At 65.5% G+C, this 16,581-nt stretch carries 10 protein-coding genes and 1 tRNA gene; 4 read left to right on the forward strand and 7 right to left on the reverse strand.

All coding sequences use genetic code 11. From position 1 onward, the window contains the following. Positions 1-190 precede the first annotated feature (190 nt). Entirely contained in the window at positions 191-1,786 is a 1,596-nt protein-coding gene (locus AC59GX_RS15475) for an isocitrate lyase (protein ID WP_497302044.1), read from the forward strand. Positions 1,787-2,073: 287 nt separating this feature from the next. Here the strand turns inward: AC59GX_RS15475 and AC59GX_RS15480 are convergent, their stop codons facing one another. After that, complete coding sequence (locus AC59GX_RS15480) at positions 2,074-5,196, reverse strand: PAS domain-containing protein (protein WP_426284202.1); 3,123 nt, start codon at positions 5,194-5,196, stop codon at positions 2,074-2,076. Positions 5,197-5,559: 363 nt separating this feature from the next. Next, a complete protein-coding gene (locus AC59GX_RS15485; RefSeq protein WP_426281871.1) occupies positions 5,560-7,113 on the reverse strand; it encodes an aldehyde dehydrogenase (NADP(+)) in 1,554 nt (517 codons plus the stop codon). A gap of 413 nt (positions 7,114-7,526) precedes the next feature. Here AC59GX_RS15485 and AC59GX_RS15490 point away from each other — a divergent pair, with 413 nt between their 5' ends. Both AC59GX_RS15490 and AC59GX_RS15495 read left to right on the forward strand, forming a co-directional pair. Then, positions 7,527-8,618 (forward strand): LacI family DNA-binding transcriptional regulator, encoded by a 1,092-nt coding sequence (locus AC59GX_RS15490; protein ID WP_426281872.1) that lies wholly within the window; start codon positions 7,527-7,529, stop codon positions 8,616-8,618. Between the two features lie 81 nt (positions 8,619-8,699). Next, a complete protein-coding gene (locus AC59GX_RS15495) occupies positions 8,700-10,478 on the forward strand; it encodes an IlvD/Edd family dehydratase (protein WP_426281873.1) in 1,779 nt (592 codons plus the stop codon). Positions 10,479-10,911: 433 nt separating this feature from the next. Here the strand turns inward: AC59GX_RS15495 and AC59GX_RS15500 are convergent, their stop codons facing one another. From AC59GX_RS15500 to AC59GX_RS15520, 5 genes are all read right to left on the reverse strand, one after another. Next, positions 10,912-12,327 carry a sugar porter family MFS transporter gene (locus AC59GX_RS15500; protein ID WP_426281875.1) on the reverse strand — a complete coding sequence of 472 codons (1,416 nt, stop codon included), beginning with the start codon at positions 12,325-12,327 and terminating at the stop codon, positions 10,912-10,914. A gap of 72 nt (positions 12,328-12,399) precedes the next feature. Further along, on the reverse strand, positions 12,400-13,308 hold the full coding sequence (locus AC59GX_RS15505; protein WP_426281876.1) for an SMP-30/gluconolactonase/LRE family protein: 909 nt from the start codon (positions 13,306-13,308) through the stop codon (positions 12,400-12,402). Continuing rightward, positions 13,292-14,059: a D-xylose 1-dehydrogenase gene (gene xylB / locus AC59GX_RS15510; protein WP_426282427.1), complete on the reverse strand. Its 768-nt coding sequence runs from the start codon at positions 14,057-14,059 to the stop codon at positions 13,292-13,294. Before xylB ends, AC59GX_RS15505 begins: the two co-directional genes overlap by 17 nt. A 22-nt stretch (positions 14,060-14,081) precedes the next feature. After that, positions 14,082-15,251, reverse strand: a complete 1,170-nt coding sequence (locus tag AC59GX_RS15515) for a fumarylacetoacetate hydrolase family protein (RefSeq protein WP_497302056.1) — start codon at positions 15,249-15,251, stop codon at positions 14,082-14,084. Between the two features lie 295 nt (positions 15,252-15,546). After that, a tRNA-Arg gene (locus tag AC59GX_RS15520) sits at positions 15,547-15,623 on the reverse strand. A 61-nt stretch (positions 15,624-15,684) separates the two neighbouring features. Here AC59GX_RS15520 and AC59GX_RS15525 point away from each other — a divergent pair. Next, positions 15,685-16,440 (forward strand): queuosine precursor transporter, encoded by a 756-nt coding sequence (locus tag AC59GX_RS15525; RefSeq protein ID WP_426281877.1) that lies wholly within the window; start codon positions 15,685-15,687, stop codon positions 16,438-16,440. The last annotated feature ends 141 nt before the right edge of the window (positions 16,441-16,581 follow it).

Consider the following 16,581-nt stretch of genomic DNA (forward strand, 5'->3'; position numbering starts at 1 on the left):
GAATTTGCAAGACTTGATATCGATCAGGACATTCGACGCCGCGCCGAATCCGCCTTGTGTCACGAAGTTTACATCGTCACATTCGGGAAGCGGCGTTCGTTACACGCGCACGCCAATCTCGGGGCGATTTGGCCACTTAACCATGTAAATATACCTACACGTCGATCATCGCAGCAGACGAGGATCGCCCGTGACCTACCAGACCCACATCGCCCAGTTGACCAACCTCATCGCCGACCAGAACGGAACGTGGGACGCGATCTCGCCCGAGTCCGTCGCGCGGATGCGGTTGCAGAACCGGTTCACTACCGGCCTCGACATCGCGCGCTATACCGCGGCGATCATGCGCAAGGACATGGCGGCCTATGATGCCGATCCGGCGCACTACACCCAGTCGCTCGGCTGCTGGCACGGGTTCATCGCGCAGCAGAAAATTATCAGCATCAAAAAGCATTTCGGCACCACCGACCGCCGCTATCTCTACCTCTCCGGTTGGATGGTCGCGGCGATGCGGAGCGAGTTCGGCCCGCTGCCCGACCAGTCGATGCACGAGAAGACCAGCGTCCCCGCATTGATCGAGGAGCTCTACACCTTCCTCCGCCAAGCCGATGCACGCGAACTCGGCATGATGTTCCGCGACGTCGACGCCGCCCGCGCATCGGGCAACGCGATCGAGGAACAGCGCCTGCTCAACGCGATCGAGAACCACCAGACGCACGTCGTGCCGATCATCGCCGACATCGATGCGGGTTTCGGCAATGCGGAAGCGACGTATCTGCTCGCGCGGAAGATGATCGAGGCGGGGGCCTGCGCGCTCCAGATCGAGAACCAGGTCAGCGACGAGAAGCAGTGCGGCCACCAGGACGGCAAGGTCACCGTGCCGCACGAGGACTTCCTCGCGAAGGTCCGCGCCTGCCGCTACGCGTTCCTCGAACTCGGCGTCGAGGACGGCATCATCGTCACGCGCACCGACTCGCTCGGCGCTGGCCTCACCAAGCAGATCGCGGTCAGCGAGGAAGCGGGAGACCTGGGCGACCAGTATAACTCGTACCTCGATTGCGAGGAGATCGACCCGACGACCGCGCAGAACGGCGACGTCATCCTCAACCGCGACGGCAAGCTGCTCCGTCCCAAGCGCCTGCCGTCGAACCTGTTCCAGTTCCGTGCGGGGACCGGCGAGGATCGCTGCGTGATGGACTGCATCGCGTCGCTACAGAACGGCGCGGACCTGCTGTGGATCGAGACCGAGAAGCCGCACATCGAACAGATCGCCGGCATGGTGGATCGCATCCGCGAGGTCGTGCCGAACGCAAAGCTCGTCTACAACAACTCGCCGAGCTTCAACTGGACGCTGAACTTTCGCCAGCAGGTGTTCGATGCCTGGTCGGTGGCGGGTGAGGACGTCTCCGCCTATGATCGCGCGCGGCTGATGAGCGTCGATTACGACGGCACGACGCTCGCGGACGAAGCCGACGAACGCATCCGCACTTTCCAGGCGGATTCGGCGAAGCGGGCGGGGATCTTCCACCATCTGATCACGCTGCCGACGTATCACACGGCGGCGCTTTCGACCGACAATCTCGCGAAAGAGTATTTCGGCGATGCGGGGATGCTCGGTTATGTGAAGGGGGTCCAGCGCAAGGAAATCCGTGAGGGCATTGCCTGCGTGAAGCACCAGAACATGTCGGGCTCCGATCTTGGCGATGACCATAAGGAGTATTTTGCAGGTGACGCGGCTCTGAAGGCTGGGGGAGCGCATAATACGATGAATCAATTTGCGGCGTGATGCCCAAGCCGGAGCGAAAGCTCCGGCGTGGATCCGGCATCACGCCCGGCCGGCGGGGCCAAAAGCCCCGTCCGACGACGCGGCATTGCCGCGGCGCGTAGCCTAGTTTCGAAGAGGCTCGCGAAAGCCGAGATCCGTATCGAGTGATCCTCCCCCGCCAGGGGGAGGTGTCGCCGAAGGTGACGGAGGGGGAGGACACGGAACATCGGTTGCACCGCCGCCCCCTCGGTCAGGCAAGTGCCTGCCACCTCCCCCTGGCGGGGGAGGATCGTTCAATTGCGACCGGCTTACTCCGCCGAGTCCACCCGTTCCGCCGCAAGCGGTTCCGCCAGCGCCGTCTCACCCAACGATGCCAGCACCGCCGCCGTCAGCGCATCGAGCCCGTACGGCTTCTCCAGCATGATCGCATCCGTATCGCCCTCAACCGACGCGGTGTCCCCGCTCGCGAAGACGATCCCCACACCCGGCCGCAGCGCGCGCGCGGTGCGGGCGAAGTCCGGTCCAGAGACGCCGGGGAGGTTGATGTCGGTCACCAGCGCGTCGATCGGCACGGTCTGAAGCGCGGTCATCGCATCCTCCGCACTGGCGGCATCCACCACCACGAAGCCGCTGCCCTGCAGCATTTCGGCAGTATTCGCGCGGATCATCTCGTCGTCCTCGACCAGCAGGACGGTGCGCCGTGCCGACGCGTCGAGCCGTCGCTCCGCCTCGATCCGCGCATCGCGCGCGACCTTGGCGGCAGGCGAGTCGCCGCGCTGCCGATTGGCCAGCACGTCGCGGAATTTCCGTGCCAGCGCCTCGCGCGAATACGGCTTCGACAACAGGTCGACGCCGGCATCGAGCTTGCCGCCGTGCACGATCGAGTTCTCGGTATAGCCCGACGTGAACAGCACCACGAGATTGGGCAGCCGCTCCTTCGCCTTGCGCGCGAGTTCCGGACTTTTGAGGGTTCCGGGCATCACCACGTCGGTGAACAGGATATCGATCGGCACGCCGCTCTCAACCACGTTGAGCGCACTGGCCGCGTCGACCGACTTCAGGACGCTGTAGCCGAGGTCGGTCAGCAGCTCGACCACGGTGGTGCGAACCTCGTCGTCGTCCTCGACCACCAGCACCGTTTCCGTGCCGCCGCAGATCGGCCCCGCATCGGCGATGACCTCGAAATCCTCGCTCTCCATCGCACGCGGCAGATAAAGCTTGATCGTGGTGCCTTCGCCGACCTCAGAATAAATCTTCACATGGCCGCCGGACTGTTTGACGAAGCCGTAGACCATCGACAGGCCGAGGCCCGAGCCCTTGCCTTCGCTCTTGGTCGAGAAGAACGGTTCGAAGACCTTCTCGATGATTTCCGGGCTCATGCCGCTGCCGGTGTCGGACACTGCGAGCAGGACGTACTGCCCGGCTTCGACCTCCTCGTGGCTGCGGGCATAGGCGTCGTCGAGATGCGCGTTGCCGAGTTCGATGGTGAGCTTGCCCTGGCCGTCCATCGCGTCGCGCGCGTTGATCGCGAGGTTGAGCAGCGCGTTCTCGATCTGCGCGGGGTCGATGAAGGTGTTCCAGAGGCCGCCGCCGACCACCGTCTCGATCTCGACGCCTTCGCCGATCGCGCGGCGCAGCATGTCGTCCATCCCACGCACGAACCGCGTGACGTTGACGACCTTGGGCTCCAGCGCCTGGCGACGCCCGAATGCGAGCAATTGCGAGGCGAGTTTCGAGCCGCGTGTGACGCCAGCCATCGCGTTGGCGACCCAGCGTTCCGCACGCTCGTTGCCGGCGAGGTTCTTGCCGAGCAACTGGAGATTGCCCGATACGACCTGGAGGAGATTGTTGAAGTCGTGCGCGACGCCGCCGGTGAGCTTGCCGACGGTCTCCATCTTCTGCGATTGCGCGAGCTTGGCTTCGGCCTCGCGGCGTTCGCCGATCTCGGCGATCACGCGCGCTTCCAGCGTCTCGTTGAGCTGCCGGAGCTGATCTTCGGCGCGCTCGCGGTGGCGGACCTGGCGGGCGAGCGCTTCGGCCTGTTCGCGCAAGGCGGCCTCGGCTGCGCGCTGATGCGTGATGTCGGTGTGGACGCCGACCCATTCGATGACTTCGCCGCCTGAATCGAGGATCGGCAGGCTGCGTACGGCGAACGTGCGCCATGCGCCGCAATGCCGACGGACGCGATGTTCGAACACGAACATCGACTTGTTCAGGACCGCGGCGGTCCACGCCTTGATCGTCGATGCGACGTCGTCGGGGTGGATCGCGTCGGCCCAGCCAAAATTCTGGTATTCGTCGATCGACTGGCCGGTGAGCGTGGCCCAGCCGGGTTGCTCGCCAATCATCCGGCCGTCCGGGCTGTTGGTCCAGAGCACGCCGTGGACCGCGTCCATCGCGGTGCGGAAGCGGCCGTTGCTGATGCCGAGTGCGGCCTCGCGTTCGGCACGGTCCTCGACGTCGATGCCGAGCACGTAGATACCGGCGACCGCGCCGTCCGCTTGGACATGCGGAACATAGCGGAATTCGGAGCGGCGCGGACGGCCGTCGCGGTGCGGGAAGACGGTCTGCGCGATGAAGCTCTCGCCGGCGAGCGCACGCTCGAACGACGGGCGGCGATCTTGGTAGACCGCGTCGCCGAGCACGTCGCGAACGGACTTGCCGATCATCGACTCGGGCGCGACGCCGAGCCATTCGTCATATTGCGCGTTGGCGAGACGGTAGACGTGGTCGCGATCGATGTACGAGATCAGCATCGGAACGGCGTCGGTGACGCGGCGCAGTTCGGCTTCGCTGGCGGCTAGGCGGTGCTCGGCTTCGACGCGGCCGCTATTGTCGACCATCGTGCACAGGACGCCGCCGACTGTGCCACCGGCGCAATAGACGGGCGTGTAGAACAGGTCGAGCGTCAGCGTCTCGAGGCCTTCGGGGCGCTGGAACGGGATCGGCTGGTCACGGTAGGCGACGGTCTCGCCGCGCAGGCCTGTTTCGAGGACCGCGCGGTTCCAGTCCCACACTTCGGGGAACGCGGTCGCGACCGGGCTGCCGAGTGCGGCGGGGTGGCGGTCTCCTGCGACGGCGCGGTAGCTGTCGTTGTAGAGCATGATGTGCTCAGGGCCCCACATTACGACCTTGGCGACGGGCGAGTTGAGGATGTTGGCGAGCGTGACGCGGAGTTCGGCGGGCCACGAGTCGATCGGTCCGAGCGAGGTCGCGCTCCAGTCGCGCTGGCGGACGAGCATCCCGCATTCGCCGCCGCCGATCAGGATTTCCGCTGGTGCGGCCGAGGCGGCGTCGCGGTCGCGCATCTGCTGGAGCGCGGTGCGGACGATGGCGGCGGCGTCGCCATGCCCTCCGCCGGTCAATTCGTCGATGTAGCTGCCGAGGTCTGCGGGCAGGGAAATGGTGCGCGACGAGTCAGGCGTTGTCATGCCGGACTAGTGAGTATCGCGCGCGCGCGTGTCAATGATTAGGGGGGGGCGTGGGGAGGGGGGGCGGATCGTACAGACATCTCGCCATACCCTTCTAACACCACCCCGGCGAAGGCCGGGGCCCAGCTGGGGGACGTTGCTAACGGAGCGTTACCCTTCGTTACGACAACCTCTCCAACTGGGCCCCGGCCTTCGCCGGGGTGGTGATCGGTAAGCCGGGGTGGTGGCCAGTAACAGGCATTCGACCCCAAGCATGTTTCCCCGCGAAGGCGTGGACCCAGACTGGGCTCCCGCCTTCGCGGGAGAACAAGGAGGAGGGGGCTGCCATGCGAGAGCACCCCCTTCCTCATCTCCATAACCCGATCAGCCCTCGGTGCGAGGCAGGCCCAACGGGTTGTCGTGCTTGACCGCCTTGGGGAGCAACGCGTCGGGCAGGTCCTGGTAGCAGACCGGGCGCAGGAAGCGCTCGATCGCAGCCGTACCGACCGAGGTCGTGCGCGGGTCCGACGTCGCGGGGAAAGGCCCGCCATGCACCATCGCCGGCGCAACCTCGACGCCCGTCGGCCAGCCGTTCGCGAGGATGCGACCGGCCTTGCGCTCGAGCACCGGCACCAGCGTCGCAGCGTCGGCATAATCACCCTCGTCGATCTGCAGCGTGATCGTCAGCTGGCCCTCGACCTGTTCGAGAACCTGGCGGACCTCGGCGAGGTCGGCGCAGCGGACGATGATCGAGGCCGCACCGAACACTTCATGCGACAGCGCAGGGTCGGCGACGAACGCCTTGCCGGTGGTCGAGAACAAAGCCGCACGACCGCGGTTTGCGCCCTCGGCCTCGGTGCCGCGAGCGAGCGTCTCGACCGCATCGTGACCGGCGAGCGCGGCGACGCCCTTGTCGTAGCTGGCATGGATGCCGGGGGTCAGCATGACCTGTGGCGCAGCCTCGCCAAGGGCGGCAGCGGCGGCTTCGACGAAGGTGTCGAGGTCTGGACCATCGACCGCGACGACGATTCCGGGGTTGGTGCAGAACTGGCCCGAGCCCATCGTCAGCGAGCCAACATAGGCCTTGCCGAGCGCTTCGCCGCGCGCCGCGAGAGCCGCGGGGAACAGGATTACGGGGTTGACGCTGCTCATCTCGGCATAGACCGGGATCGGCTCGGGGCGGGCTGCGGCGAGTGCCACCAGGGCCAAGCCACCGCCGCGCGAACCGGTGAAGCCAACCGCCTTGATGCGCGCATCCTTGACGAGTGCGGCGCCGAGTTCGTTCGCGGGACCCTGGACCAGCGAGAACACGCCCTCGGGCAGGCCGCACTTGGCGACCGCGGCCTGGATCGCCTTGCCGACCATCACCGACGTGCCGGGATGCGCGGGGTGACCCTTGACCACGACCGGGCAGCCGGCGGCGAGTGCGGAGGCGGTGTCGCCGCCAGCAACCGAGAAGGCGAGCGGGAAGTTGGATGCACCGAACACCGCGACCGGGCCGACCGCGATGCGGCGCTGGCGAAGGTCGGAGCGGGGAGCGGGCTTACGATCGGGCTGTGCTTCGTCGATGACGACCGAGGCCCAGGTGCCGGCGCGGAGATGCTTGGCGAACAGGCGGAGCTGACCGGTGGTGCGACCGCGCTCGCCTTCGAGGCGTGGGCGGGGCAGGCCGCTTTCCTGGATAGCGCGGGCGACGAGCGGATCGTGGATAGCCTCGATCTCGTCGGCGATCGTCTCGAGGAATTTCGCACGCGTTTCGGGGTCGGTTTCGCGGAAAATGTCGAACGCTGCTTCGGCGAGCTTGCAGGCTTCCGCAACGTCTTCTTCGCTCGAAACGGCAAAGGCCGGTTCGATCTTCGCATCGGTCGACGGGTCGATCGCGAGGAAGGTGACGTCGCTGTCTACGGCGCGCGCGCCGATCGGGAAGGTACCGTCCATGTCAGTTCTCCAAATCAAATCGAGGGACGCGCCAACCGGAACGGCGGTGCGTCGGGAAGTCGTCGGCCAAGATGCGCCGAGGCCACAAAGGTCGCGCTATCACTCTCGGCACATTCTTCAATGTGGTGCGAAGGCGAACCATGTTCCAGTGCGTAGCAGCAGTCGCGGACGGCAATGTGACACCGAGGCCATGGCTTGGGTAGAGTGTACGGATCAGATTGTATCGCACGCGCACTCCCCGTCCGTCCCATATGTGCTTGCTGCCCGGTAAGGCAAAACCGATTGTCCGACTAATCTTGGGAGCGATAACACGCAAGAGCGAACGGCGGCGGCGCGATGTTCTCTGAATATACGACCACGGTAACTCAGATTACATGCTGATAATATGGCAATCACCTGCTAAAAAGCGCGGCATGAGCCTCGCCACGCGCAAGCCGCGCAACACTTCGGGCCGCAGAAGCGGCGCACCCACCATTTCCGACGTCGCGGTTCTCGCAGGCGTCTCACCGATGACCGTCTCGCGCGTCATCAACGGGGAAGCGAAGGTCCGGGAGGCGACGCGCGAGGCGGTCAATGTCGCAATCGATACGCTGCGATACGCACCTAACCGCGCCGCGCGCAGCCTGGCCGGCGGCGGGCAGATGCGGATCGGCCTGCTCTACAGCAATCCGAGCGCGGCGTATCTGAGCGAGTTCCTGGTCGGCAGCCTGGAACAGGCGAGCCGCAGCGACGTCCAGTTGATCGTCGAGAAATGCGACATCGGCGACCATGAGATCGAGGTTGCGCGGCACATGATCGAAAGCGGGATCGACGGCGTGATCCTGCCGCCGCCGCTGTGCGATTCGCGCGCGGTGCTCGACGTGCTGACGGAAGCCGGCGTGCCGACCGTCGTCGTCGCGACCGGATCGCCGCCGGATGGGTCGGCTGCGGTCACGATCGACGATTTCGAAGCTGCCCGCGCGATGACCGAACACCTTGTTAAGCTGGGTCATTCGCGGATTGGGTTCATCATCGGCAACCCGAACCAGACCGCGAGCCGGCTTCGTCACGAGGGGTATCTCGCGGCGATTGCCGATGCCGGTCTGGCGCCAGACGAGTCGCTGGTGGTGGGCGGCCTGTTTACCTATCGCTCCGGGCTCGACGGTGCCGAGCAATTGCTCGACGCGAAGGATGCACCCACCGCGATCTTCGCCAGCAACGACGACATGGCGGCGGCGACCGTCGCGGTCGCGCATCGCCGCGGTCTGGACGTGCCGGGCGACCTGACGGTGTGCGGGTTCGACGACAGCGCGCTTGCGACGACGATCTGGCCCGAACTGACAACCATCCACCAGCCGATCGCCGACATGTCGCGCGCGGCGGTCGAACTGCTCGTATCGGCGATCTTCAATCGTCGCAGCGGCGGCAAGGATGCGAACGGCCATGTCGTGCTCGATTACACGCTGGTCCGCCGTCAGTCGGACGCTGCGCCGCGTCGCCGACCACCGTCGCGCGTTCACTTATAGTGTTTGCAGGCGCTTGACCGACCGACGACCCTCGCGGTAGCGCTCCCATCAGATAATCGACCGCGTTCAGGAGAGTTTGCAGTGGACCGTGTACCGGTGAAGCCGTTCCGATCGCGCGACTGGTTCGCCGATCCCGCCCGCTCGGACATGACCGCGCTCTATCTCGAACGCTTCATGAATTACGGGCTGACCCCGGCGGAACTGCGCTCGGGCCGGCCGATCATCGGCATCGCGCAGTCGGGCAGCGACCTGTCGCCGTGCAACCGCATCCATCTGGAACTCGCCAAGCGGACGCGGGACGGGATTCGTGATGCGGGCGGCATCGCGATGGAGTTCCCGGTCCATCCTATCTTCGAGAATTGCCGGCGGCCGACCGCGGCACTCGACCGCAACCTGGCGTATTTGGGGCTGGTCGAGACGCTGTATGGCTATCCGATCGACGCGGTCGTGCTGACCACCGGTTGCGACAAGACCACGCCGTCGGGCATCATGGCGGCGTCGACCGTCGATATCCCCGCGATCGTGCTGTCGGGCGGACCGATGCTCGATGGCTGGCATGACGGCGAGCTGGTCGGTTCGGGGACGGTTATCTGGCGCAGCCGGCGCAAGCTCGCCGCGGGTGAGATCGACGAGGAGGAATTCCTCAACCGCGCCACCGACAGTGCGCCGTCCGCCGGGCATTGCAACACGATGGGCACGGCCTCGACGATGAACGCGGTCGCCGAGGCGCTCGGGCTGTCGTTGACGGGTTGCGCGGCGATCCCTGCGCCGTACCGCGAGCGCGGGCAGATGGCGTACGAGACCGGCCGCCGGATCGTCGAGATGGCGTATGAGGATCTGCGCCCCTCGAAGATTCTCACGCGCGAGAGCTTCTTGAACGCGATCCGCGTGGTCAGCGCGATCGGCGGGTCGAGCAACGCGCAGCCGCACATCATGGCGATGGCGCAGCACGCCGGCGTCACGCTGTATCCAGAGGACTGGTCGGATCACGGCTACGATCTGCCGTTGCTGGTCAACATGCAGCCGGCGGGCAAGTATCTCGGCGAGCGGTTCCACCGGGCGGGCGGCGTGCCCGCGGTGCTGCACGAACTGATTGCCGGCGGGAAGCTCGACACGAGCTGCCTGACCGTCACGGGGCGGTCGATCGGCGAGAACATCGCCGGGCGTGAGACGCGCGACCGCGAGATGATCAAGCCGTTCGACGCGCCGATGATGGAGCGCGCCGGCTTCCTGGTGCTGAAGGGCAATCTGTTCGATTTCGGGATCATGAAGACGTCGGTGATCTCGCCGGCGTTCCGCACGCGCTATCTCTCGACTCCGGGGGCCGAGGATCGGTTCGAGGCGCGGGCGATCGTGTTCGAGGGCTCGGACGATTATCATCACCGCATTAACGATCCTGCGCTGGAGATCGACGAGGGCTGCATCCTGGTGATCCGCGGCGCCGGGCCGATCGGGTGGCCCGGCTCGGCGGAAGTCGTCAACATGCAGCCGCCCGACGCGCTGATCCAGCGCGGCGTGCTCGCGCTGCCGACGCTCGGCGACGGGCGCCAGTCCGGGACGTCGGACAGTCCTTCGATCCTGAACGTGTCGCCTGAGAGCGCTGTCGGCGGCGGGTTATCGTGGATTCGGACGGGCGATGTGGTCCGGATCGATCTGGTCGCTGGGACCTGCGATGCGTTGGTCGAGGCCGACGAGATTGCGCGGCGAAAGGGCGAGGGGCTGCCACCGGTGCCTGAGAGCAATACGCCGTGGGAGGAACTCTACCGCGAGAAGACCGGGCAGCTTGCCGAAGGCGGCGTGCTCGATTTCGCGGTAAAGTATCGTGGGATTTCAGCGAAGACGCCTCGACATAACCACTGAGCCTGAGGCCTGACGTCTGAGGGTGGGGCTTGGTGTCTCACCCCATCTTTAAGCGACTGATCATCTTCCGCGCCAAGAATGCATATGGCCGAGCCTTGCGATCAATGCGCAGGGCTCAGCCAATCTGGTTTCGCGCCTCCGCTGGATTGACCGAGGGAGGCGGCCAAGCGTCTCGAAACGCGGTATCATGAACCGAAGTCGTCCCCCAAAAAGCGCCTCCCCGGCGGAGGCCGGGGCCCAGTTGGGGGACGTTGCTAACGGAGGAAGGTCCGCCGTTACTTCCGCCTTGCCAACTGGGCCCCGGCCTCCGCCGGGGTAGTGCTATTGGAGGGAGGTCGTTGGCTGTCTGACTTAATACAGGCCAAGTCCAACTTCTGCATGAGCCATCGGACCTAACCGGACCGCGACCCAACCCGTGGTCCGGTGGTCGGTATTACCCCACCATGTCTTCCAGCTCGCGGCCACGCGTTTCCGAAACCATCTTCCAGACGAAGAAGAACGAGACGAACGCGGACAGTGCGTAGAAGCCGTAGGTGAGCGACAGACCGAGCGAGATCGCCATCGTGGGGAAGCTCACCGAGATCGCGAAGTTGGCGAACCACTGCGCAAAGCCCGCGACCGCCAGACCCGAACCGCGGATCTGCGTTGGGAACATCTCGCCGAGCATCACCCACATGATCGGGCCCCAGCTCAAGTTGAAGAACACGACATACGCATTGGCTGCGATCAGTGCGATCAGGCCGTTGCGATCCGACAGGTGCAGCGAACCCTCGACGATCGCGCCGCTGGCGAAGCAGATCGCGACGATCGACAGCGCGACGGTCATGCCGGCCGAACCGATCAGCAGGAGCGGCTTGCGGCCGACCTTGTCGACCAGCGCGACGGTGAGCAGGCAGGCGATGATCGACAGCGAGCCCGACAGGATGTTGATCAGCAGTGCATCGCTCTCGCTGAAGCCGACCGACTGCCACAGCACCGAGCCGTAGTAGAACACGATGTTGATGCCGACGAACTGCTGGAAGATCGCCAGGCCGATGCCGGTCCAGACGATCGGGCGAATCTTGCCGCTCGCCTTGTCGATCAGGTCGGACAGCTTGGGACGGTGCGCGTCGACCGACAGCGAGCCGCGGATCTCGGCGACCTTGCGCGTGGCCTCGGCGGCACCGAACAGGCGCGTGAGAACGACCTGCGCCTCGTCGTAACGGCCCTTGAGCACCAGGAAGCGCGGGCTTTCGGGGATCAGGAACAGCGTCGCGAGATAGATCGCGGCGGGGATGACCTGCATCCAGAACATCCAGCGCCATGCCGGGTAATCGAGCCAGAACAACGCGGTCGACGATCCGGCGATGCGCGCGAGATACCAGTTGGCGACGAACGCGCCGGTCAGCCCGGTGATGATCATGATCTGCTGCACGCTCGAAAGCCGGCCGCGGACGTTCGCGGGAACGACTTCGGAGATGTAGACCGGGGCGAGCACGCTGGCGGCGCCGATGCCGAGGCCGCCGACGATGCGCGCGAGCACGAACATCGTGGCCGACGTTGCCGCACCTGCCGCGAGTGCGCTGACGATGAAGAGCACCGCGGCGATCATCATGACGTTGCGGCGGCCAAGGTTGTCGGCAAGCCGCCCGGCCATGAACGCGCCGACCGACGAGCCGATCAGGATCGCGCCGACGGTGAAGCCGGTGCCGAGCGACGACAGCGCGAACGTGCTCTCGAGCCCCGCCTGCGTACCGTTGATGACGCCCGAGTCATAGCCGAACATGAACCCGCCAATGGTCGCGACGATGACGATCATCGCAATCAGGGCTCGGTTCACTTGGGGCGCGGATTCTGCCGCTATAGTCATTGGTTTTCCTCTCCGTGACGGCGCTCTAACGGCGACGCTTATCGTGAATGGGGTGTCGTGAAATGGGTTGCACTAAAGTGTGACGGGTTCGACCGGGACGCCGGGAATGGCGACGCGGAAGGTGAACAGGTTTCCGGCGAGCGGCTGGGCTGCGAGCGCCTCGTCGTCGAGGCCTTTCGCGGCGGTCGTCGCATAGGCGGTGCGACCGTCGGGCCCACCGAGCGCGATCTTGGTGATGTTCGCGACGGGGAAGCGGACAATGTCCGTGCAAGTGCCGTCTGGCGCGAACCGGCGTGCCGCCCAGCCGCCGAAGAACCCGACCCAGACGCCACCTTCGGAATCGCAGATCGCCCCGTCGGGGTGACCATCGTCGGGGCCGATCGTCAGGAAAAGCCGTGGCTCGCCGACATTACCGTCCGCGTCGATCGGGTAGGCGTCGATCCGCTTGCCGAGCGTGTCGACCGCATACAGCGTGCGGCCGTCGGGCGAGATCGCTGGGCCATTGGTGATCGCGACGGGCGGGATCTCCGTCTTGGTTAGTTCACCGTCATGCCAGTGATAGACGTGGCCGGTGTCCTCGGACTCAGCGTTATCCATCGTCCCGAACCATACGCGCCCGGTGGGATCGCGCGCGGCATCGTTCAGGCGATTGCCGGGAGTTTCGGCGTGAACGACCGCAATCTCGTCGAATGCGCCGGTCGCCGGATCGAACCGGTGGAGCGCGCCACGGACGCCGGCGAGAAACCCGCCATCGTCTGCCGGAATGATCCAGCCGATCTGGTCTGGCGCCTTCCAGGTGTCGAGCGCTCCCGTCGCCGGATCGAACCGGTGCACGCACGGCGACTTGATGTCGACGAACCAGAGCGCGGCGTCACGCGCGATCCAGATCGGGCCCTCGCCGAGCGTCGCGCCGACGTCGCAGATGCTTTCCGCGGTCGTTTCGGCGGGAACCGCGCGGCTCATCTCAACGCCACCCGGCATCGACGAAATAATCGTGACCGGTGCACATCCGCGCATCGTCCGACGCGAGGAACAGCACCAGCGCCGCGACGTCCGCAGGCTGCACGCGCGTTTTCAGACACTGCGCCGCGATGATCTCGGCCTCACCCTCGGGCGTGTACCATTTGAGCTGGCGCGGCGTCTCGACGTTGCCCGGGACGATCGTGTTGACGCGGATGCCGTCACCACCCAGATCGCGCGCCATCGCGCGGGTCATACCCTCGATGCCGGCCTTGGCCGTCTGGTAGATCAGCAGTTCGGGCAGCGCGAGATGCCACGAGATCGAGCCGAAATTGAGGATCACGCCACCGCCTGCGCGCTTCATCGACGGCACCACGGCTTGCCCTGCGAAGAACAGGTGGCGCAAATTGGTCGCCATCCGCTCGTCCCAATAAGCGGGCGTGATCTCTTCGATCGTGTGGCGATCGTCGTTCGCGGCATTGTTGATCAGCACGTCGATCCCGCCCAGCCGGTCCTCGATCGTCGCGACGGTCGTCTTCAGCGCATCGACGTCACGCAGGTCGAGCGGCAGGAATATCGGTGCGGTCGCGACGTCGGGCGTCAGCGTCTCGATCAGCGCCTCCGCGGCGTCTTTGGCCATATCGACGAACGCGACATGCGCCCCCTGACGCGCGAACGCCTCGACCAGACCGGCGCCGATCCCCGACGCGCCGCCGGTGATCAGGACGCGCTTGCCCTTCAGGCTAGGATAGATCGCCGTCTGGTCGGCCATTTCGGTCTTCTGCAACACGCGCTTACGCCCCTTGATTCTTGGTATGGCCGAGCAGCCCCCGGCTCGCGAGATTGCGCATCAGGTCGCCGATCCCGTAATTCCACGGCGCCGCATCCTTCGACGTCGTCACCGGATTGACCAGCGCGCCGAGCTTCGGGTTCGAGATCGTGACGACGTCGCCGACCGCATGCGTGAAGCCGCGGCCGGGCTCGTCGCGGTCCTGCGTCGGTGCGAACAGTGTGCCGAGGAACAGCACGAAGCCGTCGGGATATTGATGCTCGCTCATCGCCTGGCGAACGAGTTCCTCGGGATCGCGGCTGATCTGGTCCATCGAACTGCTGCCGTCGAGCCGGTAGCCGTCGGCGCCTTCGATCGTCAGCGCGATCTGTGCCGCGCGGACGTCGTCCATGCCGAAATTCTCGTCGAACAGCCGGATGAACGGCCCGATCGAGCAGGACGCGTTGTTGTCCTTGGCCTTGCCGAGCAGGAGCGCCGACCGCCCCTCAAAATCGCGCAGATTGACGTCGTTGCCGAGCGCCGCGCCGACCGTGCGGCCGTTGCGGTCGACGACGAGCACGACTTCGGGTTCGGGATTGTTCCAGGTGGAGTCGGAGCGGATACCGATTTCGCCACCCCAGCCGATCGTCGACAGCGTCGGACCCTTGGTGAAGATCTCCGCATCGGGGCCGATCGCGACCTCGAGATACTGCGACCACATGCCGTCTTCGATCAGCGCGGCCTTCAGCGCAGCGGCTTCGGGCGAGCCAGGGACGACCGAGCGAATGCTGCCGCCGACGCGCTCTTCGAGGCGGGCACGGACCGCGGTCGCCGCGGACGCGTCGCCACGTGCGCGCTCCTCGATCACGCGTTCGAGCGCGGATACGGCGAAGGTAACGCCCGATGCCTTGACGACATGGAGATCGATCGGGCTGAGCAGACGGGTCTTGCCATCGGCCGCTGGCGTCAGGTTCAAGTCGCCGAGGGCACCGAGATCGGCGCCGGCATCGGTATCGAAATCCCCACCCGCGACCAAATCGGCGACTGTCGGCGCGACGGCGGACATGTCATACACGCGGCCATCGCGAACGATCACGGGCGTCGGACCGTCGCCAAGGTCGATACGACCGAGCAACGCCGCCTGTTCCCAGTCGACGGGCAAAGCCCCCGCCGACGTGAATGCGATCTTCACGATGTTATCCCCTCCGTTTTTGTTAGCGGTACCGTATGCTGCGCAGCGTCAGCGTCAAGTCCCCAATCCTGACGTCACGTCGGTGACCCGTCCCAGACGTAACGACGATTCAAGTAAACGCGACCGATTAATCGCACAATTAAAATATGGGAAGGCGGTGTCCGGCAGCCGATAACTGCGTACAGAAAGCCTCACAGGCGCTACCAAAACTGTGGTATCGATATCATCCGCGTCTAGCCTTGCACTCATGCGCGAGGTCCCATGGGTGCCTAAAGCACGGCGAGAGCGACTTGCGAGTTGGCGCGCCCGGAGGGGTTCGAACCCCCGACCGAGGAGGTAGAAGCTCCTTGCTCTATCCAGCTGAGCTACGGGCGCGCGCTGCGGCGACGACTAGCGCGGATTGTGCGGGCTTGGAACCTCGATCATAACGCCGGGCATGGAAATTGGAACGGATCAGGCGCCCGGGCTCGAACCGGTGGACGCGAGCGCGGTCGGCGGCGCGCAGTTTCGCTATTTCGATTTCGTGATGGCGGCGTTCGTCACGATCCTGCTGCTGTCGAACGTGATCGGGGCGGGCAAGCGCGCGGTGATCGACCTGCCGTTCATCGGCGCGTGGCCGTTCGGCGCGGGCATCCTGTTCTTTCCGGTCAGCTATGTGATCGGCGACGTCCTGACCGAGGTCTACGGCTATGCGTATGCGCGGCGCTGCATCTGGGCGGGGTTCGGCGCGATGTTGTTCATGGTGTTCATGTCCACGGTCGTCGTCGCGCTGCCGCCCGATGCCGGGTGGACGGGGCAGGCGGCGTATGAGTCCGTGTTCGGACAGGTGCCGCGGATCGTGTTCGCGTCGATCTGCGCGTTCTGGGTGGGAGAATTTGCCAACAGCTTCGTGCTCGCGCGGATGAAGATCTGGACGCAGGGGCGGATGCTGTGGACGCGGACGATCGGCAGCACGGTCGTGGGGCAGGCGTTCGACAGCCTGATCTTCTACCCGCTCGCCTTCTACGGCGCACCTGATTGGCCGGTGGAGGCGATGCTGATGGTGATGGTCAGCCAGTTCTTGCTGAAGGTGTCGTGGGAGGTGTTGCTGACGCCGCTTACGTATGTGGCGGTGGGGTGGCTGAAGCGGCGCGAGGGTGTGGATGTGTACGACCGCGGGACGGACTTCTCGCCATTCCGGACCAGGGTTTAGCGCCGGCAACGTAAACATTCCCCCTCCCCGGCGAAGGCCGGGGTCCAGTTGGAAAGGTTGCAATAATGGAGCGCGACCGTCGCCAGCAACGTGTCCCAACTGGGCCCCGGCCTTCGCCGGGGGGGGCGTGTTTCAGCGTTC

Source organism: Sphingomonas sp. 320_CC, from assembly GCF_059691795.1.

What these genes read in the sequence shown, in the direction of transcription:
- AC59GX_RS15485 (WP_426281871.1), bottom strand. Translation starts at nt 7,113, where the DNA reads ATGGACGGTACCTTCCCGATCGGCGCGCGCGCCGTAGACAGCGACGTC.
- AC59GX_RS15525 (WP_426281877.1), top strand. Translation starts at nt 15,685, where the DNA reads ATGGAAATTGGAACGGATCAGGCGCCCGGGCTCGAACCGGTGGACGCG.
- xylB (WP_426282427.1), bottom strand. Translation starts at nt 14,059, where the DNA reads ATGGCCGACCAGACGGCGATCTATCCTAGCCTGAAGGGCAAGCGCGTC.
- AC59GX_RS15480 (WP_426284202.1), bottom strand. Translation starts at nt 5,196, where the DNA reads ATGACAACGCCTGACTCGTCGCGCACCATTTCCCTGCCCGCAGACCTC.
- AC59GX_RS15505 (WP_426281876.1), bottom strand. Translation starts at nt 13,308, where the DNA reads ATGCCGGGTGGCGTTGAGATGAGCCGCGCGGTTCCCGCCGAAACGACC.
- AC59GX_RS15490 (WP_426281872.1), top strand. Translation starts at nt 7,527, where the DNA reads ATGAGCCTCGCCACGCGCAAGCCGCGCAACACTTCGGGCCGCAGAAGC.
- AC59GX_RS15500 (WP_426281875.1), bottom strand. Translation starts at nt 12,327, where the DNA reads ATGACTATAGCGGCAGAATCCGCGCCCCAAGTGAACCGAGCCCTGATT.